This window comes from Rhodococcus sp. Z13_19A (genome assembly GCF_058133575.1).
In genome coordinates, this window is sequence record NZ_JBYUNN010000002.1 from 66,575 (window position 1) to 92,021 (window position 25,447).

The 25,447-nt window shown below is 73.0% G+C and carries 24 protein-coding genes and 1 riboswitch; of the genes, 17 read left to right on the forward strand and 7 right to left on the reverse strand.

Annotated features, from left to right (window positions below; genetic code table 11):
- Positions 1-33: 33 nt before the first annotated feature.
- Positions 34-1,227 (reverse strand): molybdopterin molybdotransferase MoeA, encoded by a 1,194-nt coding sequence (moeA, locus tag AC3YNX_RS07020; RefSeq protein WP_489995020.1) that lies wholly within the window; start codon positions 1,225-1,227, stop codon positions 34-36.
- Positions 1,228-1,331: 104 nt separating this feature from the next.
- Between moeA and AC3YNX_RS07025 the strand changes: the two genes are divergently transcribed.
- Both AC3YNX_RS07025 and groL read left to right on the forward strand, forming a co-directional pair.
- Positions 1,332-2,462, forward strand: a complete 1,131-nt coding sequence (locus AC3YNX_RS07025) for a serine/threonine-protein kinase (RefSeq protein WP_206518076.1) — start codon at positions 1,332-1,334, stop codon at positions 2,460-2,462.
- Positions 2,463-2,680: 218 nt separating this feature from the next.
- Positions 2,681-4,309 (forward strand): chaperonin GroEL, encoded by a 1,629-nt coding sequence (gene groL, locus AC3YNX_RS07030; protein ID WP_127781954.1) that lies wholly within the window; start codon positions 2,681-2,683, stop codon positions 4,307-4,309.
- Between the two features lie 120 nt (positions 4,310-4,429).
- Here groL and AC3YNX_RS07035 read toward each other — a convergent pair whose 3' ends face one another.
- The 3 genes from AC3YNX_RS07035 to AC3YNX_RS07045 are packed head-to-tail and all read right to left on the reverse strand — an operon-like array spanning position 4,430 to position 6,692.
- On the reverse strand, positions 4,430-5,413 hold the full coding sequence (locus tag AC3YNX_RS07035) for a Gfo/Idh/MocA family protein (RefSeq protein WP_489995485.1): 984 nt from the start codon (positions 5,411-5,413) through the stop codon (positions 4,430-4,432).
- A 26-nt stretch (positions 5,414-5,439) separates the two neighbouring features.
- Positions 5,440-6,120 (reverse strand): carbonic anhydrase, encoded by a 681-nt coding sequence (locus tag AC3YNX_RS07040; RefSeq protein ID WP_127781956.1) that lies wholly within the window; start codon positions 6,118-6,120, stop codon positions 5,440-5,442.
- Positions 6,117-6,692, reverse strand: a complete 576-nt coding sequence (locus tag AC3YNX_RS07045; RefSeq protein ID WP_489995021.1) for a TetR/AcrR family transcriptional regulator — start codon at positions 6,690-6,692, stop codon at positions 6,117-6,119. The genes AC3YNX_RS07040 and AC3YNX_RS07045 overlap by 4 nt, the downstream gene beginning before the upstream one ends.
- A 147-nt stretch (positions 6,693-6,839) precedes the next feature.
- Between AC3YNX_RS07045 and AC3YNX_RS07050 the strand changes: the two genes are divergently transcribed.
- From AC3YNX_RS07050 to AC3YNX_RS07065, 4 genes are read left to right on the forward strand one after another with little or no spacing between them, the layout of a single operon-like run.
- Positions 6,840-8,348, forward strand: coding sequence for a carboxyl transferase domain-containing protein (locus tag AC3YNX_RS07050; protein WP_489995486.1), 1,509 nt, complete (start codon positions 6,840-6,842; stop codon positions 8,346-8,348).
- Between the two features lie 5 nt (positions 8,349-8,353).
- Positions 8,354-10,294, forward strand: a complete 1,941-nt coding sequence (locus tag AC3YNX_RS07055) for an acetyl/propionyl/methylcrotonyl-CoA carboxylase subunit alpha (RefSeq protein WP_489995022.1) — start codon at positions 8,354-8,356, stop codon at positions 10,292-10,294.
- Positions 10,287-11,228: a hydroxymethylglutaryl-CoA lyase gene (locus tag AC3YNX_RS07060; protein WP_489995023.1), complete on the forward strand. Its 942-nt coding sequence runs from the start codon at positions 10,287-10,289 to the stop codon at positions 11,226-11,228. Before AC3YNX_RS07055 ends, AC3YNX_RS07060 begins: the two co-directional genes overlap by 8 nt.
- Positions 11,229-12,380 carry an acyl-CoA dehydrogenase family protein gene (locus tag AC3YNX_RS07065; RefSeq protein WP_489995024.1) on the forward strand — a complete coding sequence of 384 codons (1,152 nt, stop codon included), beginning with the start codon at positions 11,229-11,231 and terminating at the stop codon, positions 12,378-12,380. It begins immediately after the preceding gene.
- A gap of 2 nt (positions 12,381-12,382) precedes the next feature.
- Here the strand turns inward: AC3YNX_RS07065 and AC3YNX_RS07070 are convergent, their stop codons facing one another.
- Positions 12,383-12,679 (reverse strand): putative quinol monooxygenase, encoded by a 297-nt coding sequence (locus AC3YNX_RS07070; protein WP_489983533.1) that lies wholly within the window; start codon positions 12,677-12,679, stop codon positions 12,383-12,385.
- Positions 12,680-12,750: 71 nt separating this feature from the next.
- Here AC3YNX_RS07070 and AC3YNX_RS07075 point away from each other — a divergent pair, with 71 nt between their 5' ends.
- Positions 12,751-13,314 carry a nucleotidyltransferase family protein gene (locus AC3YNX_RS07075; RefSeq protein ID WP_127781962.1) on the forward strand — a complete coding sequence of 188 codons (564 nt, stop codon included), beginning with the start codon at positions 12,751-12,753 and terminating at the stop codon, positions 13,312-13,314.
- 87 nt (positions 13,315-13,401) lie between these two features.
- Here the strand turns inward: AC3YNX_RS07075 and AC3YNX_RS07080 are convergent, their stop codons facing one another.
- Positions 13,402-13,581, reverse strand: a complete 180-nt coding sequence (locus AC3YNX_RS07080) for a hypothetical protein (RefSeq protein WP_127781963.1) — start codon at positions 13,579-13,581, stop codon at positions 13,402-13,404.
- A 175-nt stretch (positions 13,582-13,756) separates the two neighbouring features.
- Positions 13,757-14,629 carry an alpha/beta hydrolase gene (locus AC3YNX_RS07085; RefSeq protein WP_489995025.1) on the reverse strand — a complete coding sequence of 291 codons (873 nt, stop codon included), beginning with the start codon at positions 14,627-14,629 and terminating at the stop codon, positions 13,757-13,759.
- A 60-nt stretch (positions 14,630-14,689) separates the two neighbouring features.
- On the opposite strand from AC3YNX_RS07085, the gene AC3YNX_RS07090 reads away from it, so the two are divergent.
- From AC3YNX_RS07090 to AC3YNX_RS07135, 10 genes are all read left to right on the forward strand, one after another.
- Positions 14,690-15,553 carry an AAA family ATPase gene (locus tag AC3YNX_RS07090; protein ID WP_489995026.1) on the forward strand — a complete coding sequence of 288 codons (864 nt, stop codon included), beginning with the start codon at positions 14,690-14,692 and terminating at the stop codon, positions 15,551-15,553.
- Positions 15,554-15,564: 11 nt separating this feature from the next.
- On the forward strand, positions 15,565-16,716 hold the full coding sequence (locus AC3YNX_RS07095) for a vWA domain-containing protein (RefSeq protein WP_489995027.1): 1,152 nt from the start codon (positions 15,565-15,567) through the stop codon (positions 16,714-16,716).
- The gene (locus tag AC3YNX_RS07100; RefSeq protein WP_489995028.1) at positions 16,709-17,842 is read left to right on the forward strand and encodes an XdhC family protein; all 1,134 of its coding nucleotides are present in this window, start codon (positions 16,709-16,711) and stop codon (positions 17,840-17,842) included. Before AC3YNX_RS07095 ends, AC3YNX_RS07100 begins: the two co-directional genes overlap by 8 nt.
- A 95-nt stretch (positions 17,843-17,937) precedes the next feature.
- Complete coding sequence (locus tag AC3YNX_RS07105) at positions 17,938-18,927, forward strand: LLM class flavin-dependent oxidoreductase (RefSeq protein ID WP_127781966.1); 990 nt, start codon at positions 17,938-17,940, stop codon at positions 18,925-18,927.
- A 156-nt stretch (positions 18,928-19,083) separates the two neighbouring features.
- Positions 19,084-19,500: a GtrA family protein gene (locus AC3YNX_RS07110; RefSeq protein ID WP_127784608.1), complete on the forward strand. Its 417-nt coding sequence runs from the start codon at positions 19,084-19,086 to the stop codon at positions 19,498-19,500.
- A gap of 93 nt (positions 19,501-19,593) precedes the next feature.
- Positions 19,594-19,695, forward strand: a riboswitch (guanidine-I (ykkC/yxkD leader).
- A gap of 103 nt (positions 19,696-19,798) precedes the next feature.
- Complete coding sequence (locus AC3YNX_RS07115; protein WP_489995029.1) at positions 19,799-20,836, forward strand: isopenicillin N synthase family dioxygenase; 1,038 nt, start codon at positions 19,799-19,801, stop codon at positions 20,834-20,836.
- A complete protein-coding gene (locus tag AC3YNX_RS07120; protein ID WP_489995030.1) occupies positions 20,833-21,618 on the forward strand; it encodes a creatininase family protein in 786 nt (261 codons plus the stop codon). The genes AC3YNX_RS07115 and AC3YNX_RS07120 overlap by 4 nt, the downstream gene beginning before the upstream one ends.
- 14 nt (positions 21,619-21,632) lie before the next feature.
- Positions 21,633-23,015, forward strand: coding sequence for a glutamate--ammonia ligase (locus tag AC3YNX_RS07125; RefSeq protein ID WP_127781968.1), 1,383 nt, complete (start codon positions 21,633-21,635; stop codon positions 23,013-23,015).
- A 1-nt stretch (position 23,016) separates the two neighbouring features.
- Positions 23,017-23,784 (forward strand): SDR family NAD(P)-dependent oxidoreductase, encoded by a 768-nt coding sequence (locus AC3YNX_RS07130; RefSeq protein WP_127781969.1) that lies wholly within the window; start codon positions 23,017-23,019, stop codon positions 23,782-23,784.
- A 96-nt stretch (positions 23,785-23,880) separates the two neighbouring features.
- Complete coding sequence (locus AC3YNX_RS07135) at positions 23,881-25,446, forward strand: ABC transporter substrate-binding protein (protein WP_489995031.1); 1,566 nt, start codon at positions 23,881-23,883, stop codon at positions 25,444-25,446.
- The last annotated feature ends 1 nt before the right edge of the window (position 25,447 follow it).

The window sequence follows — 25,447 nt, forward strand, 5'->3', positions numbered from 1 at the left end:
GTCCTGCGGACAACTGTGGACTTCCGGCGCCCGCTAGTCGATCAGCCAGGCGTCGACCTCGGTGCCCTCCGCCAGGTGCACGGCGTCCTCGGGCAGGTCGAGCAGGCAGTTCGACGTCGCCATCCAGCGCAGGAAGTGCGACGCCGGCGGACCCATCGCGTGCACGGTCCCGGTGGCCCGGTCGAGCACGCCCCGGCGGAACTGGCGCCTGCCGGCGGGGGAGTCCAGCGGCTCGCTCAGCCGCGCCCGGACCACGTGCCGGCCGGGCGGCAGCCCCATGGCGGACCGGATGGCCGGCCGCAGGAACACCTCGAAGGACACCAGCGAGCTCACCGGGTTGCCGGGCAGGGTCACCACCGGCACCCCGTCGAGGCGGCCAGCGCCCTGCGGCATGCCCGGCTGCATGGCCACCTTCACGAACTCCACGCCCTGGCCGGTGAGCGCGTCCTTGACCACCTCGTAGGCGCCGGCGCTCACGCCCCCGGAGGTGATCACCAGGTCCACCTCGGCCAGCCGCGGCTGCAGCGCCGCGTGGAAGGCGGTGACGTCGTCGGCGACGAAGTGCAGCTGCTCGGCGTCGGCGCCGGCTGCGCGCACCGCGCTGGCCAGCATGATGCCGTTGGACTCGTGGATCTGGCCGTGCTGCAGCGGCTGCCCGGGCTCCACCAGCTCCGAACCGGTGGACAGCACCAGCACCCGCAGCGGCGGCACCACCGCGACGGTGGGCTCGCCGAGCGCGGCGACCAGGCCCAGCTGGGCCGAGCCGAGCACCACGCCCGCGGGCAGCGCCGTGTCGCCGGCGCGCACGTCCTCCCCGGCGGAGCGGACGTGCTTGCCCGGCTCCCGGCTCTCCCGGATGGTCACGGTGGTGGTGCCACCGTCGGTGGCCTCCACCTGCACCACCGCGTCGGCGCCCGCGGGCATCGGGGCGCCGGTCATGATGCGGTGAGCGGTGCCGGGGGCCAGCGGCGGGCCGTCCACCCGGCCGGCGGGCACGTCCTCGGCCACCGGCAGGACCACCGGGTGCTCGGCCCCGGCGCCGGCGACGTCCTCGGCGCGCACGGCGTAGCCGTCCATCGCGGAGTTGTCGAAGGCGGGCAGCGGCCGGGCCGCCAGCAGGTCGGCGGCCAGCGCTCGGCCGGCCGCCTGCTCGAGCGGAACCTGCACCGGGGCGGGGCGGGTCAGCAGCCCGGCGACGACCTTCTGGTGTTCGGAGACGGTGCGCACGCCTGCCATCCTCCCCCTCCGCCCGGGTTGGGGCACTACGGGGCGTAACGGTGGATTGCGCAGTGCGCCACCGCAGGGGCGGGCACCGGGCTAGAGTCGGAGGCGTGCCCGGCCAAGAGACCACCGACCTCGTGGGTCGTCGCCTCGGGCACTACCGCGTGGACGGCGTGATCGGGCGGGGCGGGATGAGCACGATGTACCGCGCCACCGACGTCCGGCTGGGCCGCACCGTCGCGCTGAAGGTGATGGCCGAGGAGCTGGCCGGCGACGCGGAGTTCCGGGAGCGCTTCGTCGACGAGGCCCGCAACACCTCGGCGATCGACCACTCCCACATCGTCCCGCTGTACGACTTCGGCGACCTGGACGGCTCGCTGTTCCTGGCCATGCGCTACGTGGAGGGCCAGGACCTGGCCGCGGTGCTCGCCGGCGGTCCGCTGGCGCCGCGCCGCACGGTGAACCTGCTCAGCCAGGTGGCCGAGGCGCTGGACGTGCTGCACGCCCGCAAGCTGGTGCACCTGGACGTCAAGCCGGCCAACGTGCTGGTGACCAAGCGGGAGAGCGCGGGGCGCGAGCACGTCTACCTCGCCGACTTCGGCCTCACCCGCCGCGGCGCGGCCGGGCACCGCACCAGCAACGGCGACTTCCTCGGCTCACCCACCTACGCCGCGCCCGAGCACCTGCGCGGCGAGCACGTGGACGGCCGCACCGACGTGTACTCGCTGGCCTGCGTGCTGTTCGCCTGCCTCACCGGCAGCGCACCCTTCCGCGGGTCGGTGGACGAGGTGATCGCCGGGCACCTCTCCGGCGCGGTGCCCCCGGTCTCCGCCGAGGCGGTGCTGCCCCGCCAGCTCGACGAGGTGGTGTGGCGCGGGATGGCCGCCGAGCCGTCCGCGCGGCCGGACACCTGTGGCGAGCTGATGGTGCTGGCCCAGCAGGCGCTGGCGCACGTGGTGCAGCCGGAGTCCCCGCCCGCCCGTCGGGTGGTCGGTGCTGGGGCAGCCGCGCCGGCCCACCCGTCGGTCCCGCCGCGCGGCACGTCCGCGCCGCAGGGCGCCGCGCAGCCGCCGGCGCACATCAGCACGCTGCGGCTGCGCGACCCCTCGCCCACCCGCGCCGGCTCGCCGCTGGTGGCCGAGCCGGTCACGGAGAAGCGGTGGGTGATCCCCAGCCTGGTCGCCGTGGCGCTGGCCGGGCTGGTGCTGCTGGTGATCGGGCTCGTTGCTCTCGCCACCTGACCCCAGCCCGCCCCCTGACCGGCCCGTGCAACACCGCAAGTCGGTGTGGGCCACGTTGCAGTCGAGGGGCGAGAGTGCTAAACATGGGGCTGGCACTCGCGACACGTGAGTGCCAGGTCGGGACGGTGAGGCGTGGGCCCCGGTGAGCCCAGGTCGTCCGTCGCGGGCACCTCCTGGCCAGCAGCGTGTCACCCCCCAATCTGGAGGATCACTTCGCAATGGCCAAGATGATCGCGTTCGACGAAGAGGCCCGTCGCGGCCTCGAGCGGGGCATGAACGTCCTCGCTGACGCAGTAAAGGTGACGCTCGGCCCGAAGGGTCGCAACGTCGTGCTGGAGAAGAAGTGGGGCGCCCCCACCATCACCAACGACGGTGTCTCCATCGCCAAGGAGATCGAGCTCGAGGACCCCTGGGAGAAGATCGGGGCCGAGCTCGTCAAGGAGGTCGCCAAGAAGACTGACGACGTCGCCGGCGACGGCACCACCACCGCGACCGTCCTGGCTCAGGCCCTGGTTCGCGAGGGCCTGCGCAACGTCGCGGCCGGCGCCAACCCGATGGCCCTGAAGAAGGGCATCGAGAAGGCCGTCGAGGCCGTCACGGCCAAGCTCATGGAGACCGCCAAGGAGGTGGAGACCAAGGAGCAGATCGCTGCCACCGCGGGCATCTCCGCCGGCGACCCCGCCATCGGCGAGCTCATCGCCGAGGCGATGGACAAGGTCGGCAAGGAAGGTGTCATCACCGTCGAGGAGAGCAACACCTTCGGGCTCGAGCTCGAGCTCACCGAGGGCATGCGCTTCGACAAGGGCTACATCTCGCCCTACTTCGCCACCGACACCGAGCGGATGGAGTCGTCCCTGGACGACCCGTACATCCTGCTCATGAGCTCCAAGATCTCCACCGTCAAGGACCTGCTGCCGCTGCTGGAGAAGGTCATGCAGTCGGGCAAGTCCCTGGCGATCATCGCCGAGGACGTCGAGGGCGAGGCCCTGGCGACCCTGGTGGTCAACAAGATCCGTGGCACCTTCAAGTCGGTCGCCGTCAAGGCCCCCGGCTTCGGTGACCGTCGCAAGGCGATGCTGGCCGACATGGCCATCCTCACCGGCGGCGAGGTCATCAGCGAGGAGGTCGGCCTCAAGCTCGAGACCGCCGACATCTCCCTGCTGGGCCGCGCCCGCAAGGTCGTCGTCACCAAGGACGAGACCACCATCGTCGAGGGCGCTGGCGACCCGGACGCGATCGCCGGTCGGGTCAACCAGATCCGCGCCGAGATCGAGAACTCCGACTCCGACTACGACCGCGAGAAGCTGCAGGAGCGCCTGGCCAAGCTGGCCGGCGGTGTCGCGGTGATCAAGGCCGGTGCCGCCACCGAGGTTGAGCTCAAGGAGCGCAAGCACCGCATCGAGGACGCCGTGCGCAACGCCAAGGCGGCCGTCGAGGAGGGCATCGTCGCCGGTGGTGGCGTGGCCCTGGCCCAGGCCGGTACCGCCTTCGACTCCCTCAAGCTCGAGGGTGACGAGGCCACCGGTGCCAACATCGTGCGCGTCGCGCTCGAGGCCCCGCTCAAGCAGATCGCCGTCAACGCCGGCCTCGAGGGTGGCGTCGTCGCGGAGAAGGTCCGCAACCTGCAGACCGGTCACGGCCTGAACGCGGCCACCGGCGAGTACGTCGACATGCTGCAGGCCGGCATCAACGACCCGGTGAAGGTCACCCGCTCTGCCCTGCAGAACGCGGCCTCCATCGCGGCCCTGTTCCTCACCACCGAGGCTGTCGTCGCCGACAAGCCCGAGAAGGCCGGCGCTGCGCCGGCCGGTGGCGGAGACATGGGCATGGGCGGCATGGACTTCTGAGTCCTGCAGCTCTGGGTCCTGCCACTTGCTAGACCCCGCACCACAACCGCCAGGGGCGGTCCCGCACCACGCGGGACCGCCCCTGGCGGCGTGTGTGGACCCTGTCCTGGGCCGGCTGCCCTAGAGCACGTTCGGGTCCTCGGCCAGCGGCACGCCCAGCTGGTCGGCGGCGGCCTCGAGCACGTCCATCACGGCCTGGGTGTCGCGCAGCGGCATCACGTCGCTCTCGGTGCGGCCCTCCTGCAGGCAGCGGGTCACCTCGGCCAGCTCGTGGGCGTAGCCGGTGCCGCGCTGCGGCAGCGTGATGGTGGCCGGCTCGGCGTGGTTGCGGTGCAGCACGATGGTCTGCGGGTGGTGGAAGCGCGGCAGCACGTCGATCCAGCCCTTGGTGCCGTACACCCGGGCGTCGCCGGGCAGCGCGCAGCGCAGCGAGCACGCCAGGGCGGCGCTGCGGCCGTCGTCGTAGCCCAGCAGCAGCCCCGCCTCGGCGTCCACGCCGGTGGGAAAGAGCGAGCCCACGGCGCTGACCCGGTCCGGGTCGCCCAGCACCATCTGCGCGAACGACACCGGGTACACGCCCAGGTCCAGCAGCGACCCGCCACCCTGCGCCGGGTCGTAGAGCCGGTCGGTGGGGTCGTAGCGGCGCTGCACGCCCAGGTCGGCCGACACCGAGCGGACCTCACCGATGGCGCCGTCCTCGACCAGGTCGCGCAGCCGCACCACGGCCGGCTGGAAGCGCGTCCACATCGCCTCCATGGCGAACACCCCGCGGCGGTGCGCCTCGGCGATCACCTCGGCCGTGCCCTCGGCGGTGGCGGTGAACGACTTCTCCACCAGCACCGCCTTGCCCGCCCGCAGGGCCCCGAGGGCCACGGCGTGGTGCTGCGGGTGCGGGGTGGCGATGTAGACCACGTCCACCTCGTCGTCGGCCAGCAGCTCGGCGTAGGAGCCGTGCGCGCGCTCCAGGTCGTGCCGCTCGGCGAAGGCCTGGGCCCGCTCCAGGGAGCGGGAGCCCACCGCCACCGGCCGCGCGCCGGGGACCAGGGCGAAGTCGTGCATGACGTTCTCCGCGATCCGGCCGGGGCCGACGATTCCCCACCGGATCTCGCGGGCTCTGGGGGGCGTCCGGGTCACAGGTTGCCGATGACGTCGACGACGCCGGCGTGGCCGTCCGCCAGGCGGTAGGTGATGCCGACGATGGCCACCTTGCCCTCCTCGACGGCCTTGTTGAGCACGGTGGAGCGCTCGGGCAGGCGGTGCATGGTCTGCAGCACGTGCTCGCCGACGATGTCGTCCACCTCGGTGAGGTCCTTGCGCTCGGCGGACATCACCGAGGGCACGATGCGCTCCACCAGGTCGCGGATGTAGCCCACCGGCATCTCGCCGGTGTTGTAGGAGTTCGACGCCGCGGTGACCGCGCCGCAGTTGTCGTGGCCGAGCACCACCAGCAGCGGGATGCCCAGCGGGGTGACGCCGTACTCCAGGGTGCCCAGCACCGACTCGTCGATGACGTGGCCGGCGGTGCGCACCACGAACATGTCACCCAGGCCGACGTCGAAGATGATCTCCGCGGCCAGGCGGGAGTCGCTGCAGCCGAAGACCATGGCGAACGGAGCCTGGTTGTGGGCGAGGGACTCCCGGCGGGTGGCGTCCTGGTGCGGGTGCGAGGGCGCTCCGTCGACGAAGCGCTTGTTGCCGGCGAGCAGCGCCGCCCATGCCTCTGCGGGGGTGCTCGGGCGGCCAGTGGTGGGCGGCTCCGTGGCCGGGGTGGTGGAGGTGGGGTTGGCGGCGGTGGCGTCCGAGGAAGTCATGGAGCAGAGGTTACGACCTCGGTCAGCAGGGCGGCCGAGCCGAGACCCCGCAACAGCTCGGCCAGGCGGTGCTCGTCCAGTCCCTTGCCTGCGTACGGCGTGGAGTTGAGCAGCCCGAACACCGCCTGCACCCGGGCGCGGGCCACCGGCTCGTCCAGCTGGGGCAGCACCAGCACCAGCTGGCCCACCCACACCTCGGTGTAGGCGCGCTGCAGCCGGCGCACCCGGGCGCGGTCGTCGTCGGAGGTCGACGCCAGGTCGCGATCCTGCACCCGGATGAGGTCGGGCTCGGTGAGCGCGAAGTCCACGTGCCCGGCGATGAGCGCGGCGATGGCGGCCGCGGGCGTGGCTGCGGCCTCGACCCGCCGGCGGCCGTTGTCCAGCAGGCGCTCGCTGACGCTGACCAGCATCGCGCCGAGCACCGCCTGCTTGCTGGCGAAGTGCCGGTAGACGGCCGGACCGCTGACCCCTGCGGCAGCGCCGAGGTCGTTGATGCTCACCCCGTGGAAGCCGCGCTCGGCCATCAGCCCGGCGGCCACCTGCAGCAGCTGGTCGCGGCGGGGGGTGCTCATGGGCGGCATCGTAGTCCACCGGTGTTAGCGGACGTTAACATCGGGCCGTTAACACCTGCTAACGTGTGGCCTGTGACACACCCGGCACCGGTCCTGTCCACCCGCGCTGACCCCACCAGCCCCCAGGGGCAGGCCAACGCGGCGGCCATGGCGGCGCAGGTGGCCGACCTGCGGGCCCGGGTCGCCGCCGCGGCGCTGGGCGGCTCGGAGCGCTCCCGGCAGCGCCACGTGGCGCGCGGCAAGCTGCTCCCGCGCCAGCGGGTGGACACCCTGCTCGACCGGGGCAGCCCGTTCCTGGAGCTCTCCGCCCTGGCCGCGCACGGCATGTACGACGACGCGGCGCCCGGCGCCGGGATCATCACCGGCGTCGGCCGGGTGAGCGGGCGCGAGTGCGTGGTGGTGGCCAACGACGCCACCGTCAAGGGCGGCACCTACTACCCGATGACGGTGAAGAAGCACCTGCGCGCCCAGGAGGTGGCGCTGCACAACAACCTGCCGTGCCTGTACCTGGTGGACTCCGGCGGCGCCTTCCTGCCCCACCAGGACGAGGTGTTCCCCGACCGCGAGCACTTCGGGCGGATCTTCTTCAACCAGGCCACCATGAGCGCCCGCGGCATCGCCCAGGTGGCCGCGGTGCTCGGCTCGTGCACGGCCGGCGGCGCCTACGTGCCGGCGATGAGCGACGAGGCGGTGATCGTCCGCGACCAGGGCACCATCTTCCTGGCCGGACCACCCCTGGTGAAGGCGGCCACCGGCGAGGTGGTCACCGCGGAGGACCTCGGCGGCGGGGCGCTGCACGCCCGGGTCTCCGGCGTGGTGGACCACCTGGCCGACGACGACACCCACGCCCTGCAGGTGGTCCGCTCCATCGTGGCCACCCTCGGCCCGCGCGAGCCGGTGCCGTGGGACGTGCGCGAGCCCGAGCCGCCGCGCCACGACCCCGCGGAGATCCCCGCGGTGGTCCCCGCCGACGCCCGCACCCCCTACGACGTGCGCGAGGTGATCGCCCGCGTGGTGGACGGCAGCCGGTTCCACGAGTTCAAGGCGGACTACGGGACCACCCTGGTCACCGGCTTCGCGCACGTGCACGGCCACCCGGTGGGCGTGGTGGCCAACAACGGCGTGCTCTTCAGCGAGTCCGCCCTCAAGGGCGCGCACTTCGTCGAGCTCTGCGACCAGCGCAAGATCCCGCTGGTGTTCCTGCAGAACATCACTGGCTTCATGGTGGGGCGGGAGTACGAGGCGGGCGGCATCGCCAAGCACGGCGCCAAGATGGTCACCGCGGTGGCCTGTGCCCGGGTCCCCAAGCTCACCGTGGTGATCGGCGGGTCGTTCGGCGCCGGCAACTACTCGATGTGCGGGCGGGCGTACTCGCCGCGCTTCCTGTGGATGTGGCCCAACGCCCGCATCTCGGTGATGGGCGGCGACCAGGCCGCGGCGGTGCTGGCCACGGTGCGCGGCGAGCCCGACGAGGCCGCCGACGCCGCGGTGCGCGCGCAGTACGAGCACCAGGGCCACCCCTACTACTCCACCGCACGGCTGTGGGACGACGGCGTCATCGATCCCGCCGACACCCGCACCGTGCTCGGCCTCGCCCTGGGAGCCGCGGCCAACGCCCCGCTGGAGCCCGTCCGCAACGGCGTCTTCCGGATGTGAGCGCCATGTTCAGCACCGTCCTGGTGGCCAACCGCGGGGAGATCGCCGTCCGCGTCATCCGCACCCTGCGCGAGCTCGGCATCACCGCGGTGGCCGTGTGCTCCGACGCGGACACCACTGCTCGGCACGTGCGGGAGGCCGACGTCGCCGTCCGGCTCGGGCCCGCCCCCGCGCACCAGAGCTACCTCGTCGGCGACCGCGTGCTGGCGGCCGCGCGCGCCACCGGGGCGCAGGCCATCCACCCCGGCTACGGCTTCCTGGCCGAGAACGCCGCCTTCGCCCAGGCGTGCGCGGACGCCGGCGTCGTGTTCATCGGCCCACCCCCGTCGGCCATCGAGGTGATGGGCGACAAGATCCGCGCCAAGCGCGCCGTCAGCGCCGCCGGAGTGCCCGTGGTGCCCGGCCGCAACCAGCCGGGCATGAGCGACGCCGACCTGCTCGCCGCCGCCGAGGAGGTCGGCTATCCGGTGCTGGTGAAGCCCTCCGCCGGCGGGGGCGGCAAGGGCATGCGCCTGGTGCGCGCCGCCGCCGCCCTGCCCGAGGCGCTGGTCAGCGCCCGCCGAGAGGCCGCCGCCAGCTTCGGGGACGACACGCTGTTCCTGGAGCGCTTCGTGACGGCGCCGCGGCACGTGGAGGTGCAGGTGCTGGCCGACACCCACGGCGGTGTCATCCACCTGGGCGAGCGGGAGTGCAGCCTGCAGCGGCGGCACCAGAAGATCGTCGAGGAGGCGCCGTCGCCGCTGCTGGACGCCGCCACCCGGGCCCGCATCGGGGAGGCGGCCTGCGAGACGGCGCGGGCCTGCGGCTACACCGGGGCGGGCACGGTGGAGTTCATCGTCAGCGCCGAGGCGCCCGAGACGTTCTTCTTCCTGGAGATGAACACCCGCCTGCAGGTGGAGCACCCCGTCACCGAGCTGGTCACCGGCATCGACCTGGTGGCCCAGCAGCTGGCCGTGGCCGCGGGGGAGAAGCTGGCCCTGAGCCAGGACGACGTGGTGCTCACCGGACACGCCGTGGAGGCTCGCGTCTACGCCGAGGACCCCGCCCGGGACTTCCTCCCCACCGGCGGCACCGTGCTGCTGCTGCGCGAGCCGACCGGCGCTGGTGTCCGGGTGGACTCCGGGCTGCGCGTGGGGACGGTGGTGGGCAGCACCTACGACCCCATGCTGGCCAAGGTGGTGGCCCACGGCCCGGACCGGGCCACCGCGCTGGCCCGGCTGGGCGCTGCGCTGGGGCGCACCACGGTGCTGGGGGTGCCCACCAACCTCGGCTTCCTCCGGGAGCTGCTGGCCCACCCGGACGTGCGGGCCGGACGGCTGGACACCGGGCTGGTGGAGCGCGAGCTGGCCACCCTGGTGCACGAGGAGGTCCCCGCGGCAGTGCCCATCGGGTTCGCCCTGCACGCGCTGGCCCAGCCGCCACCGCCCGACCCGTGGGCGGCGCGCACGGGGTGGCGGATCGGGGCGCCCGCACCGCTGGTGTGGCAGACCACGGCGGGGGAGGTGTCGCTGCTCGGCGACCAGGCGCGGGTGGACGGCGGCGAGGCGGTGACCGCTGCGGCGGTGCTCGAGGGCGACGAGCTGGTGCTCACCCTGGACGGGTGCACCGAGCGCTGGCTGTGCGCCCGCGACGGTGCCACGCTGTGGCTGGGCCGCGGCGGGTCGGCGTGGCCGGTGGCCGAGCTGGCCGTCGACCGGGTCCGCGCCGCCGCAGCCGGGGACGCCGAGCTGCGCAGCCCCATGCCCGGCGCGGTGATCGCGGTGCACGTGACGCAGGGGGAGCAGGTGGCGGCCGGGGCGGCGCTGCTGGTGGTGGAGGCGATGAAGATGGAGCACACGATCCGCGCGCCGCACGCGGGCACGGTCACCACGCTGGCGGTGCGGGCCGGCCAGCAGGTGGCCGTGGCGGAGCACCTGGCCACGGTGGAGGGGGACCCGGATGCCTGAGCAGGCAACGGCGCCGCTGGCGGGGCTGCCGGGGCGGGTGAGCATCTACGAGGTGGGTGCCCGCGACGGGCTGCAGAACGAGAGCGCCCTGGTGCCGGTGGCGGTGAAGGCCGACTTCGTGCGCCGGCTGCTCGCCGCCGGGCTGACGGCGGTGGAGACCACCAGCCTGGTGCGCCCGGAGTGGGTGCCGCAGCTGGCCGACGCCGAGGAGCTGCTGGCCGAGCTCGGTCCCACCCCGGCGGGGCTGCGGATGCCGGTGCTGGTGCCCAACCGCCGCGGGCTGGACCGGGCGCTGGCTGCCGGGGTGCGCGAGATCGCCGTGTTCGCCTCGGCCACCGAGACCTTCGCGCGCAAGAACCTCAACCGGGGGCTGGCGGAGTCCCTGGACGTGTTCGAGCCGGTGGTCACCGCGGCGCGCGCGGCCGGCCTGGCCGTGCGCGGCTACGTGTCCATGTGCTTCGGCGACCCCTGGGAGGGCGCCGTCGACCCGGCGCAGGTGGCCCGGGTGGTGCACGCGCTGTGGGACGTGGGGGCGCAGGAGATCTCCCTGGGCGACACCATCGGCGTGGCCACCCCGGGGCAGGTGGTGGCGGTGCTGGAGGAGCTGACGGTGCCGCGGGAGGCCGTCGCCGTGCACTTCCACGACACCTATGGCCAGGCGCTGGCCAACACCCTGGTGGCGCTGCAGCACGGGGTGACCACCGTGGACTCCAGCGCGGGCGGTCTGGGTGGCTGCCCCTACGCCAAGTCCGCCACCGGCAACCTCGCCACCGAGGACCTGGTGTGGCAGCTGCACGGGCTGGGCATCGAGACCGGCGTCGACCTGGCGGCGCTGGTGGCCACCAGCGCCTGGATGGCCACCCAGCTGGGCCGACCCAGCCCGTCCCGGGTGGTCACCGCGCTCGCCGGCTCCGCCACCGCCGAGGAGGCCTAGATGCTCGACACCCAGCTCACCGACGAGCAGCAGCAGCTGCGCAAGACCGTGGCGGCCTTCGCCCGCGAGGTGGTGGCCCCGGTGTCGGCCCGGCACGACGCCGAGCACAGCTTCCCCTACGAGGTGGTGGCCCAGATGGGGGAGATGGGCCTGTTCGGGCTGCCCTTCCCCGAGTCCTGCGGCGGCATGGGCGGGGACTACTTCACGCTCTGCCTGGCGCTGGAGGAGCTGGGCCGGGTGGACCAGAGCGTGGCCATCACCCTGGAGGCGGGCTGCTCGCTGGGTGCCATGCCGATCTTCCGCTTCGGTACCGAGGAGCAGAAGCAGCAGTGGCTGCCGCAGCTGTGCGCCGGGCAGGCCCTCGGCGCCTTCGGGCTCACCGAGCCGGGTGCGGGCAGCGACGCCGGCGGCACCCGCACCACCGCCCGGCTGGACAGCGGCCAGTGGGTGATCAACGGCAGCAAGGCCTTCATCACCAACTCCGGCACCGCCATCACCCGAGTGGTCACCGTCACCGCGGTGACCGGCGAGCGCGCGGGTGGGGGCAAGGAGATCAGCACGATCCTGGTGCCGGTGCCCACCGCCGGCTTCACCGCGGAGAAGGCCTACAACAAGGTGGGCTGGAACGCCTCCGACACCCACCCGTTGACGCTGGACGACGTGCGGGTGCCCGAGGAGAACCTGCTGGGCGAGCGCGGCCGCGGCTACGCCAACTTCCTGCGGATCCTGGACGAGGGGCGCATCGCCATCGCCGCGCTGGCGGTGGGCGCCGCGCAGGGCTGCGTGGACGAGAGCGTGCGCCACGCCCGGGAGCGGGAGGCCTTCGGCCGGCCGATCGCGGCCAACCAGGCCATCGCCTTCAAGATCGCCCGGATGGAGGCCCGCGCACACGCCGCCCGCACCGCCTACTACGACGCCGCCGCCCGGATGCTGGCCGGGCGGCCGTTCAAGAAGGAGGCGGCCGTCGCCAAGCTGGTGGCCGGCGAGGCGGCGATGGACAACGCCCGCGACGCCACCCAGGTGCACGGCGGGTACGGCTTCATGAACGACTACCTCGTCGCCCGGCACTACCGCGACTCCAAGATCCTGGAGATCGGCGAGGGCACCACCGAGGTGCAGCTGATGCTCATCGCCCGCGAGCTCGGGCTCTAGCGTCAGACGCGGTCGTCCACGGTGAACTTGGTCAGCGAGGGCGCCCCGGCCAGCAACGGTCCCAGCTCGGTGATCGCGCCCGGCCCGGCCCGGAACTCGCGGTAGGCGGCGTCGGCCTCGGCCGACGCCCACTGCTCGCTCACCAGCCAGTGCGCCTCGTTGGACTCGTCCACCAGCACCTCCACACCCAGGCAGCCCTCGAACGCCCGGGTGTCGGTGAGCACCTGGTGGAACAGCTCGCGGGCCTGCTCCACCGACTCGGGCTTGAACAGCAGGTCCAGGTGCGCGGTGATGGCCATGGTGGCTCCTCGGGTTGCGGGGTGGCTGGGTTGTGGTCTGGGTCTCAAGTTGTATCAGGCACCATGGGCGCGTGAGCGTCGTGGGAGTGCTGCTGGCCGCCGGAGCCGGCACCCGGTACGGCAGCCCCAAGGCGCTGGCGCACGACGGGTCCTGGCTGCGCGGGGCGGTGACGGCGCTGCGTGCCGGCGGTTGCGACCAGGTGGTGGTGGTGCTGGGCGCGGCGGCAGAGCAGGCCCGTGCCCTGGTGCCCGAGGGTGTCGAGGTGGTGGTGGCCGCGGACTGGCAGAGCGGGATGGCGGCGTCGCTGCGGGCGGGGCTGCGGGCGGCGCGCGAGCGCGACGCCGGTGCGGCGCTGGTGCAGCTGGTGGACACCCCGGACGTGGGCGCGGACGTGGTGGCGCGGGTGCTGGGGGTGGCCGCCGGTTCGCTGGACACCGCGCTGGCGCGGGCGAGCTTCCACGGTGCGCCGCGGCACCCGGTGCTGTTCGGGCGCCACCACCTCGGTGCGGTGATCGACACCGCCACCGGCGACGCGGGTGCGCGGGACTTCCTGCGCGGGCGCCCCGACGTGGTGCTGGTGGAGTGCGGTGACCTGGCCACCGGGGCCGACCACGACACTCCGGAGCCAGCCTGACTGGTCCGCCGGCGCGCGGCAGCTGGCTGGCCAACAGCAGGTTCCCCCGTCGCACGGAAGGGGGAACCTGCTGCGTCCGTCGGAGTGCTACTGCGGCCAGACCTCGGAGATCGAGATGCCGTTGCCCGCGACGTGGTCACCGTCGTGGTCCGGCTCCATCGTGCAGATGAAGCCCCAGCCGTCAGGGTCGGTGGCCTCGCAGCACGGGGTGGCGTCGGTGCGGTTCGGACGGGGGTCAGGGTCGTGGACCCGGTGGTGAGCAGACATGCAGGCTCCTCGGAGAAGACGCCCGGCGAGAGCTGTTACCCGCCGACGAGAGCGTCTTGGTCTCCGTCAGCCCGGCGCACCCGCCACCAGCTGAGCTCCTCATGAGTCACCGCGTCATTGTGGCATCGAGGCGAGACGGAAACACCCCTCGTCCTCCAGGCAGTGCGCCGCGACGTCAGCTGAGGAACTGCTGCAGCAGCGTGGTGCACTCCTGGGGTCGCTGCTCCACCAGGAAGTGCCCGGCGTCCACCGCCTGGCCACGCACGTCAGAGCCGTACCCGCGCCACACGGCGAGCGGGTCGTAGAGCTCGGCCACCGCGCCGCGTGCGCCCCACAGCGCGAGCAGCGGCTGGGTGAGCAGCCGGTCGGCGTCGGCGCGGTCGTGGGCGGCGTCGATGGACAGCGCCGCCCGGTAGTCCTCGCACCAGCCGCGCACGGTGCCCGGGTCCCGGGCGCAGTGCTCGTACTCCGCCAGCGCCTCGGCGTCGTAGTCGTCCAGGCTCCCGCCCAGCGCCCCGAGGTTGGCGTGCAGGAAGAACACCGGGTCGCCGCCGATCAGGGTCTCCGGCAGCGGCTCGGGCCGGCTCAGGAAGAACCAGTGGTAGTAGCGCTGGGCGAGGGTGAGGTCGGCGGTGGCCAGCACGTGCACGGTGGGCACGATGTCCAGCACCGCCAGCCGCTCCACCCGCTCGGGGTGGTCCAGCGCCATCCGGTGGGTCACCCGCGCGCCGCGGTCGTGGCCCACCACGGCGAAGCGGTCGTGGCCCAGCGCCCGCATCACCGCCACCTGGTCGGCGGCCATCGCCCGGAAGCTGTGCGCGGCGTGGTCGTCGCTCGCGGCGGGCTTGCTGGAGCTGCCGTAGCCGCGCAGGTCGGGCACCACCACGGTGTGCTCGCGGGCGAGCGCCGGTGCCACCTGGTGCCACATCGCCGAGGTCTGCGGGAAGCCGTGCAGCAGCAGCACCGGCGGGCCCGACCCGGCGTGGCGGACGGCGATGGTGGCGTCGCCGGTGTCGAGGTGGTCGGTGGCGAAGTCAGGAAACAGCACCGGCTGATCCTGCCCGCTGGCTGAGCTCGTGGCCGAACGGAACCCGTCTAGGGTGCGAGGGTGGACATCACCTCTCCCGTTGACCTCGCCGCCGCCCTGCGCGACGTCGGATACCTGCCGGACGAGGGCATCGCCACCGCGGCGTTCCTGGCGCTGAAGATGCAGCGCCCGCTGTTCTGCGAGGGCGAGCCGGGCACCGGCAAGACGGCGCTGGCCATGGCACTGGCCCGGGCGCTGGACGTGCCGCTGGTGCGGCTGCAGTGCCACGAGGGCATCGACGCCAGCCAGGCCCTCTACGACTGGGACTTCCCCCGCCAGCTGCTGCACCTGCGGGCGCTGGAGAGCGGTGGCGGACCGGTGGACGACACCGAGCTGTACTCCGAGCGCTTCCTCATCGCCCGCCCGCTGCTGCAGGCGCTGCGGCAGGCGCCGTGCGTGCTGCTGGTGGACGAGATCGACCGCGCCGACGACGAGTTCGAGGCGTTCCTGCTGGAGGTGCTGGCCGAGAACAAGGTGAGCATCCCCGAGCTGGGCGAGATCCGCGCGGAGGTGCCGCCGCTGGTGGTGCTCACCTCCAACCGCACCCGCGAGGTGCACGACGCGCTCAAGCGGCGCTGCCTCTACCACTGGCTGGAGCACCCCGACCTCGAGCGGGAGGTGGCCATCGTGCACGAGCACCTCCCGGAGGCGCCGGAGACGCTGGTCGCCCAGGTCGCCCAGGCCAGCCGCACCCTGCGCACCCTGGACCTGCTCAAGCCGCCCGGGGTGGCCGAGACCCTGGACTGGACCGCCGCGCTCACCGCGCTCGGCCGCACCTCCCTGGACGTGCAGAGCGCTGCCGCCACGCTGGGCGCGGTGCTGAAGTACCGGGAGGACAACGACAAGGTGATCAAGTCCGGCCTCGACGCCCTGCTGTTCGGGTGAGCGGTGCCGCCATGACCGCTCCCCAGGCCGCGCCCGCCCCGCGCCAGACGTCCGAGCAGCCGGCCCAGCCGGTGCTGGGGCTGCTGGGCTTCGTCCGGGTGCTGCGTGCGGCGGGGGTGGCCGCCGACGCCGGTCGCGGACTGGCGTTCGTCGCCGCCGTCTCCGAGCTCAGTGCCGCCAGCCCGGACCAGGTCTACTGGGCCGGGCGCATCACCCTGTGCTCGCAGCCCGACGACCTGCCCCGCTACGACGCCGCGTTCCTGGCCTGGTTCGGCGCCACCACCGCCCGCTCGGCGACCAGCGAGGAGCTGGTCTCGCTGCCCAGCGTCAGCGCCTCCCTCACCGGCCCCCACCCGCAGACGGGTGCGGACACCGAGGAGGCCGAGCAGCTGAGCACCGCGGCCAGTGCTGAGGAGCGGCTGCGGCACAAGGACTTCAGCGAGCTGAGCGCCGCCGAGCGCGAGCACCTGCGCAGCCTGCTCACGGCCCTGCGCTACCGCCCGGCCACCCGGCGGGCGGTGCGCCGGCGTCCGGCCCGCCGCGGGAGTGTCGATCCCCGCGCCACCGTGCGCTCCATGCTGCAGGCCGGGGGCGAGGTGGCGCGGCCGTCTATGCACCGCCGCAGCCGTCGACCGCGCCGGCTGGTGCTGCTGGTGGACGTCTCTGGCTCCATGACGCCCTACGCCGACGCCCTGCTCCGCTTCGCGCACGTGCTCACCACGGCCGCGCCGGCCACGGTGGAGACCTTCACCCTGGGCACCCGCCTCACCCGGCTCACCCGCGCGCTGCGCCACCGCGACGCGGAGATGGCCCTGCGCCTGTCCGCGGCCGCGGTGCCCGACTACGCAGGCGGCACCCGGCTGGGGGAGACCCTCAAGGTCTTCACCGACCGCTGGGGGCAGCGGGGGATGGCTCGTGGCGCGGTGGTGGTGGTGTTCAGCGACGGCTGGGAGCGCGGCGGCGCTGAGCTGCTGGGCGAGCAGGTGGGCCGCCTCGCCCGGCTGTCGCGCGCGGTGGTGTGGGTCAACCCGCACGTGGGTCGAGCAGGGTACGAGCCCGTGCAGTCGGGCATCGTGGCGGCGCTGCCGCACCTGCACGAGCTGGTGTCCGGACACTCGCTGGAAGCCCTGGACGAGCTGTTGGAGGTGGTGGCAGGTGCGTGACGTGCTGGACGAGGCCGAGCACTGGTGGCGGCGGGGCGAGCCCATCGCGCTGGCCACCGTGGTGGGCACCTGGAAGTCCTCGCCGCGGCAGGCCGGGGCGTCGATGATGCTCGGCGGCGACGGCGCCGTGGTGGGCAGCGTCTCCGGCGGCTGCGTGGAGGGTGCGGTGTACGAGCTGGCCCAGCAGGTGGTGACCGACGGGGTGCCGCAGCTGCAGCGCTACGGCGTCTCCGACGACGACGCGTTCACCGTGGGCCTCACCTGCGGCGGCATCCTGGACGTCTTCGTGGAGCGCATCGACCCCACCAGCTTCCCCGAGCTGGGTGAGGTGGCCGAGGCGATCCGCGCCGGGGTCCCGGTGGCGGTGGCCACCACCACCCGGCACCCCGACCCCGCGCGGGTGGGGCAGCGGCTGGTGCTGTTCGCCGACTCCACCAGCGGCACCCTGGGCTCGGCGCGCAGCGACGCCGCCGTCACCGACGACGGCCGCGGCCTGCTGGCGGCCGGGCGCAACGCCATCCTGGAGTACGGCCCGGACGGGGAGCGGCTGGGCGACGGCATGGAGGTGTTCGTCTCCTCCTACGCCCCGCGCGCCCGGATGCTGGTCTTCGGTGCCATCGACTTCGCCGCTGCTGCCGCGAAGATCGGGGCCTTCCTCGGCTACCGGGTGACCGTGTGCGACGCCCGTGCGGTGTTCGCCACCCCCCAGCGGTTCCCGGACGCCGACGAGGTGGTGGTGGAGTGGCCGCACCGCTACCTGCGGGCCGAGCGCGACGCCGGACGCCTGGACGGGCGCACGGTGCTGGCCGTGCTCACCCACGACCCCAAGTTCGACGTGCCGCTGCTGGAGCTGGCGCTGGGCGACGAGGACTGGAAGGTGCGCCCGGCCTACGTGGGGGCGATGGGGTCACGGCGCACCCACGACGACCGCGAGGCGCGGCTGCGCGAGCGGGGGGTGACCGACGCCCAGCTGGCCCGGCTGCACAGCCCGATCGGGCTGAACCTGGGTGCCCGCACGCCCGAGGAGACCGCGGTGTCCATCGCCGCGGAGATCATCGCCGCGCGCTGGGGCGGCGACGGGGTGCCGCTGACGCGGACCGAGGGTGCCATCCACCGGCCCGGCTGAGACGCCTCGGGAAGCAATCGGGCGTCGTCACGGTTGGTAACTGTGCACCCGGGGAGTCACCCGGGAGAGCTCTGCTCGAGGAAAGGCTGATCGCTGTGACCGTCCCACTCTCCATCCTGGACCTTGCCCACATCGGTGAGGGCGAGACCGTGCGCGAGAGCTTTGACCGCAGCGTGGCGCTGGCGCAGCGCGCGGAGCAGCTGGGCTACCGCCGCGTCTGGTACGCCGAGCACCACAACATGGGCACCATCGCCTCCTCCGCCACCGCCGTGCTCATCGCGCACGTGGCCGCCAACACCGAGCGCATCCGGCTGGGCGCGGGCGGCGTGATGCTGCCCAACCACGCACCGCTGACCATCGCCGAGCAGTTCGGCACCCTGGAGACGCTGCACCCCGGGCGCATCGACCTCGGGCTGGGCCGCGCGCCGGGCAGCGACCAGCAGACCATGCGCGCCATGCGGCGCGACCCCGCGTCGGCGGAGAGCTTCCCGCAGGACGTGCAGGAGCTGCAGGGCTACCTGGGGGAGGAGTCGCTGATCCCCGGCGTCAACGCCACCCCCGGTCGCGGCACCCACGTCCCGCTCTACATCCTGGGGTCCTCGCTGTTCGGCGCCCGGCTGGCCGCGGCGCTGGGCCTGCCCTACGCCTTCGCCTCGCACTTCGCCCCTGGCGCCCTGCAGGACGCGGTGACCATCTACCGGCGTGAGTTCCGCCCGTCGGCGCAGCTGTCCGAGCCCTACGTCATCGCCGGGGTGAACATCGTGGTGGCCGACACCACCGAGGAGGCCGAGCTGCAGCTGCTCGCTGCCCGGCGGGCGCGGGTGTCGCTGCTGCTGGGCCGTGGGCGCACCTTCACCGACGAGGAGGCCGACATGATCCTGGAGGCCCCCGCCGGCCAGCAGATCCGGCAGATGACGCACTACTCCGCGGTCGGCACCCCCGCCGAGGCGCGGGAGTACCTGGACAAGTTCGCCGTCCACGCCCAGGCCGACGAGCTGATCGTGGCCTCGGCCAACGACCGCAACAGCTGGCTGCGCTCCTACGAGCTGCTCGCCGAGGTCAGCGACATGGGTGTTCCCGCGTGAGCCTGCGGAGCTGCGCGGCGTGAGCCCTGGCAGACTGCGCCCGTGACACAGGCGGCCTCGGCGCAGGAGGAGGACGAGCCCGCCCAGCCCGCGGAACCGGCGGCACTGCCCTACTGGGCGCCGTCGTGGCTGCGTGGCCGGGTGCGTCCCACCCGGATGCGCCCCGACCACGTGGTGCGCCAGTTCATCCGCTTCGCGCTGGTGGGCGGGTCCAGCAACATCGTCTACGCCGGCACCTTCACCGCGCTGGCGGCCTGGGGCTACCTGGTGGCCAACGTGGTCGGCGTGGTGCTCAGCACCGCCCTGGCCAACGAGCTGCACCGCCGGCTCACCTTCAACGCCGCCGAGCGGGTGAGCTGGTGGTCGGCGCAGTGGGAGGGTGGCGCGCTCGGGCTCATCGGGCTGGTGATGAGCTCGCTCACCCTCGGGGTGCTGCACGTGTGGTTCCCCGGGGCGGCACCGCTCACCCAGGTGCTGCTGGTGATCGCGGTCAGCGCGGTGGTCGGGGTGCTGCGCTTCGTGGCGCTGCGCGGCTGGGTGTTCACCCCCCGCCGCCAGGGCGTCGACGCCTGACGCTGACCGGCGCGCGGTTCACGAACTGGAAACAGCATGGACGCGAGGACGGAACGCTGCCCGTGTTGCATGACTCCTGACTCGCCCGCAGGGGCGAGGCGCACCTAGGGTTCCGCCGGCTCGCCGGGACTGGACCGAGGGGTGCAGCGGCGGCCGAGCGGCCGGCGTCCACGGCGGGACAAAAGCCCGGGAGACCTTCAGACGGCGTGCTCTGCCTGCGCCCACCCTGAGCCTCCGCAGGAGCAGTCATGTCCTTGGCCCCCTCTTTTCGCTGCGCCCGCAACACCGGTGGTGCCTCGTGAGCACCCCGGCCTTCACCGAGATTCCTGAGGTCGACGTCTCGGGGTTGTTCAGCGACGACCCGGCCGACCAGGCTGCGGTTGCCGCCCAGCTGGGCGCGGCCGCGCGCGACGTCGGCTTCCTCTACGTCACCGGCACCGGTCTCGACCCCGCGCTCTACGACGACCTGGTCGCCGCCGCCCAGCGGTTCTTCGACCAGCCCGACGAGCGCAAGATGAGTGTCTACATCGGACGGTCGAGCAACCACCGCGGTTACGTGCCGGTCGGCGAGGAGGTGCTGGGCGGGCAGAGTCGCGACCTGAAGGAGGCTTACGACCTCTCCCTGGACCTGCCCGCCGATCACCCCGCGGTGGCCGTCGGACCCGGGCTGCTCGGACCCAACCAGTGGCCGGACCTGCCGGGATTTCGGGAGCAGGTCGGGGCGTACTACGACGCGGCCATGGCGCTGGGCCGAGTGCTGCTGCGCGGCTTTGCCATGGCGCTGGGCGAGGACCCGGCGCTGTTCGACAGCCACGTCACCACCCCTCCCAGCCAGCTGAGGCTGATCCACTACCCCTACGAACCCGACGCCCACGACGTGCAAGGCATCGGTGCCCACACCGACTACGAGTGCTTCACCCTGCTGCGCTCCACCGCCCCCGGGCTGGAGGTGCTCAACGGCGACGGGGTGTGGATCGACGCCCCGCCCCGTCCGGACGCCTACGTGGTGAACGTCGGGGACCTGCTGGAGGTGTGGACCAACGGCCAGCTGGTGGCCACCACCCACCGGGTGCGCAAGGTGGCCGAGGAGCGCTGGTCGTTCCCGCTGTTCTTCAACGTCGACTACGACACAGTGGTGGCCCCGCTGCCGCAGTTCCTCGCCGAGGGCCAGGAACCGGGCCCGGGCGTCGTGGCCGGCGACCACCTGCTGGCGCAGACCGCGCAGACCTTCACCTACCTGCAGCAGCGGATGGCCCGCGGCGAGCTGGTGCTGCCCGACGGCGCCCTGGGCCGGGGCACCTTCGGCCAGGGCGCGCGGCAGGAACAGGCCTCGTGAGCGCGCTGCAGTGGGCCGAGCAGGCGTGGCCGGAGCTGCAGGGCCTGGGCGCGCGCCCCGACGGCGGTCACGACGTGGGCCTGGTTCCCGTCGGCGCCGTCGAGCAGCACGGTCCGCACCTGCCCACCGGCACCGACACCCTCGTCGCCGCCGCGGTGTGCGAGGCGGCGGCGGCACGGTGCGGGGCGATCGTGCTGCCGCCCATCCCGGTGGGCTGCAGCTACGGCCACGGCACGGTGCTGCCGGGAACGCTGTCGGTGAGCCCGGAGCTGCTGGCCCAGGTGGTGCGCTCCTACGCCGAGTGGGCCGCAGCATCGGGCTTGCGCCGGTTGCTGTTCGTCAACGCGCACATGGGCAACGCCGCCGCGCTGGGCATCGCCACCGACCACCTGAGGCTGTTCCGCCCCGACCTGCGGGTGGGTTTCCTGGACTGGTGGGACGCCGATCCCACCGTCCGGGTCGAGCTGACCAGCGACGGGGAGGACATCCATGCCAACCGAGGCGAGACCGCCATGGTGATGGCCGTCGCGCCGCACCTGGTGCACCTCGACCGCTGTGCCGACGGCGACGACCCGGACCGCACCGCTGACCTGGTCTTCCGCTACACCGCACCGGCGCTGTCCACCAACGGCGTCACCGGACGGCCCTCCGAGGCCACCACCGAGCTCGGCCACTCCCTGCTCGACCGAGTCGCCGACGCTATCGCCGACCGCGTCACCCGGGGCCGCACCGAGGAGCCACCGCTCGGTCCCGCCCCCACCCCGACCTTCACTGCCTGCTGACCAAGGAGACCCTGATGGACACCACGCACGGGATCAACCCTGCCCACACCCAGCTCGCTGCCGAGCTGGCCGCCGACGGCGTCAAGTACGCCGTGGGTGGCTGGATCGACGTGCACGGGCGCAGCAAGTCCAAGGTCGTGCCGATCGACCACCTGCCCAACCTGCTGGCTGGCTCCGAGCGCTACACCCCACGCGGCATCAGCGGTCTCGGCACGATGACCCCCAACGAGGACGAGTCGGTGGCCATGCCCGACCCGGCGACGCTGCGGGTGCTGCCCTGGGACCGCAGCATCGCGTGGATGGCCGCCGACCTGCTCTTCGACGGAGACCAGCCCTTCGTGCACTGCCCTCGTTCCATCCTCAAGCGCCAGGTCGCTGCCGCGGCGGACGCGGGTTTCGCCATGAACCTCGGAGTGGAGACGGAGTTCTTCGCCTTCGACCCGGCCTCGCTGGAGCGCGCCGACGGCTACCTGCTGCCGACGGCGCGCAGCGGCTCCATGCGGCCCACCCCTGCCTACGACCTGGAGCCGACGCTGGACGCGATGCCGTTCCTGGACGCCATGGTCTCGGCCATGCAGGAGTCGGACTTCGGTGTCTACAGCTTCGACCACGAGGGTGGCGACGCTCAGTTCGAGTTCGACTTCGACTACGCCCCGGCGCTGGTGATGGCCGACCGCATCTCCTTCTTCCGGCTGATGGCTCGTCAGGTGGCCAAGCAGCACGGCCTGCTGGCCACCTTCATGCCCAAGCCCTACACCGAGTCCTGGGGCAGCGGCCACCACTTCAACATGAGCCTGGAGGACGTGGGCACGGGGGAGAACCTGATGCGCGACGCCGGTGACGTGCGCGGCAAGGGCTGGAGCAAGATCGCCTACTGCTTCACCGCGGGGATCATGAAGCACGCCGGCGCGCTGTCGGCCATCACCACGCCCACGGTGAACTCCTACAAGCGGCTCAACCCGCGGCTGGCCGACGGCAGCGCCTCGTGGGCGCCGGTGTACTCCGCCTACGGCGAGCAGAACCGCTCCTGCATGCTGCGGCTGCCCAAGAACCGGCCCGCGGTGGAGAACCGGGTGGTGGACTCCGCGGCCAACACCTACCTGGCGGCGGCGTTCCTGCTCGCCGCCGGCCTGGACGGCATCGCCAAGGGCATGGACCCGGGCGAGCCGGTGGACAGCGCCCTCACCGACGGCCGCCAGCAGCTGGGCACCAACAGCACCCGGCTGCCGCGCACCCTGCTGGAGGCGACGGAGGCGTTCGAGCGCGACGAGCTGGTGCACGAGGTGTTCCCCGGCGGGTTCGTCGAGGACTACGTGAACATGAAGCACGCCGAGTGGGACGAGTACCACGCCCAGGTCACTCCCTGGGAGCGCGACCGCTACCTGCTGGGGCTGTGAGGTGGCTCCCGTAGCGGTGGTCACCGGTGCCAGCCGCGGCCTGGGCCGGGGCATCGCGGAGTCCCTCGCCGACGCCGGCCACCACCTGGTGCTCGGCTACTGCTCGGACGCCGCCGGAGCGGAGGCCACCGCGCAGGCGGTGCGGTTGTGCGGGGTGCGGGCGGTGACCGTGGCCGGCGACGTCCGCGAGGCCGCCACCGCCGCCGCCCTGGTGGCCGCCGCTGCCGAGCTCGGCGACCTGGCGGTGTGGGTGAACAACGCGGGGGTGTCGCTGCTGGCACCGGTGCAGGACACCCCCGCCGCCGAGCTGGAGCGGATGCTCGCGGTGAACGTGCTGGGCACGCTGCACGGCATCCAGGCGGCCACCCCGGTGCTGGTGGCACGCGGGTCCGGCCGGATCGTCAACCTGGCCAGCGACCTCGGCGTGCAGGGTGGAGCCCTGCTGGGCGCCTACGCCGCCAGCAAGTTCGCCGTCGTCGGGCTCACCCAGTCCACCGCGCTGGAGCTGGCCGCCACCGGGGTCACGGTCAACGCGGTGTGCCCCGGCACCTGCGAGACCGACATGGTCGACGCCGAGTGGCACAGCCAGGCCGTGCACACCGGCGCCAGCCCCGACACCGTCCGCGCCGGGTACCTGGCCGCCATCCCGGCCGGCCGCTTCTGCACCCCCGCCGACGTGGGTGCCGCCGTCAGCTACCTCGCCAGCCCCGCGGCCGGCTACGTCACCGGCCAGTCCCTCTGCGTCAACGGCGGATCCGTCCTGCACTAGCCCCGTCCTGCACCAGCCCAGTCCTGCCCCAGCCCCGTCCTGCACCAGCGCCTCGTCCCACCTCCTCGCCCCCGCTGCACCCGAGAAAGGTCTCCCATGAAGCGAACCCGAAAGTCCCGGATGGCGGTGCTGGCCGGTCTGGCCACCACGGCCGCGCTCGTCCTCTCGGCCTGTGGCGGCGGGGCCTCCGGCGGAGGTGCCGGCGGCGACACCTTGCGGCTGGCCTTCAACGCCGACATGCAGGTGCCCGACCCGGACATCTTCTACGAGATCGAGGGCAACGCCCTCACCACCTCGGTCTACGAGGGCCTGGTCCGCTACAAGCCGGACTCCACCGAGGTCGAGCCGGCCCTCGCCTCGTCCTACACGGTGTCCCCGGACGGCAAGACCTACACCTTCGCCATCCGTCCGGGCGTGACCTTCCACGACGGCACCCCGCTGGACTCCGCCGCGGCCAAGGCCAGCTTCCAGCGCCGGCTGGACGTCAACAGCGCCCCGGCGTACATGCTCAGCGAGGTGGTGGACATGACCACCCCGGCCCCGATGACCTTCGTGGTCACCCTGGGCAAGCCGGTGAGCGCGTTCCTGGACTACCTCGCTGCGCCCTACGGACCCAAGATGGTCAGTCCCAAGGTGCTCGCCGACCACGCCGGCTCCGACCACGCCCAGAGCTACCTCAAGGACCACGACGCCGGCACGGGTCCGTTCACGCTCACCGAGTTCATCAACGGCCAGCGCTACGTGCTCAGCCGCTACGACGGGTACTGGGGGACCAAGGCCGCCTACGGCAAGGTGGTCTTCTCGATCGTCCCGGACACCTCCACCCAGCGGCTGCAGCTGGAGGGCGGGCAGCTGGACATGAGCCTGCACGGCTACACCACCGACGACATCAGCTCGTTCCGCAGCAACCCCGGATTCACCGTCACCGACTTCCCGGCGGTGTTCAAGAGCTTCCTGTTCCTGGACGAGAACAAGGGGGTCTTCACCGACCAGAAGGTCCGCCTGGCGGTGCGCCAGGCCCTGGACCGCGAGGAGCTGGTGCGGACGGTCTACGGCGACCGGGCCACCCCGAGCACCCAGGTGTACCCGGCGGCGCAGCAGGTGACCGGCGGCTCCACCACCGCACCCGTGGACCCGTCGGTGCTGAAGAACCTGGTGAGCGGGCTGGGCAACAAGAAGGTCGACCTGGCCTACGTCAACGATGACTCCACCAACCAGCGGATGGCCGAGCTCATCCAGACCAAGCTCTCCGCCGCCGGCCTGCAGGTGACCACCCGGCCGATCCCCATGGCCCAGGCCTTCGACCTGCCCAACCAGCCGGAGAGCGCTCGGCCGGACATGGTGCTGTCCACCCTCAACCCCGACGCGGTGCACCCGGACACCTACGCCCGCATCTTCATGAGCACCGCGGGCTCGCTGAACTGGCTGCAGTCCTCGGTGCCCGCCGCCGACGCGGCCATGGACCGCGGGCTCAACGCCACCGATCCCGCCGAGGTCAGCAAGGCCTACGCCGCGGCCGGTGACGCCATCGCCGCCTCCGGGCTGTGGCTGGACATCGCCGACGTCAAGGAGACGGTGATCGCCCGCAAGGGCATCGGCAACCTCGTCCACCAGCTGCCGACCCTCAACACCGTGCGTCTCGGCGACCTCGTGAAGGAGTGAC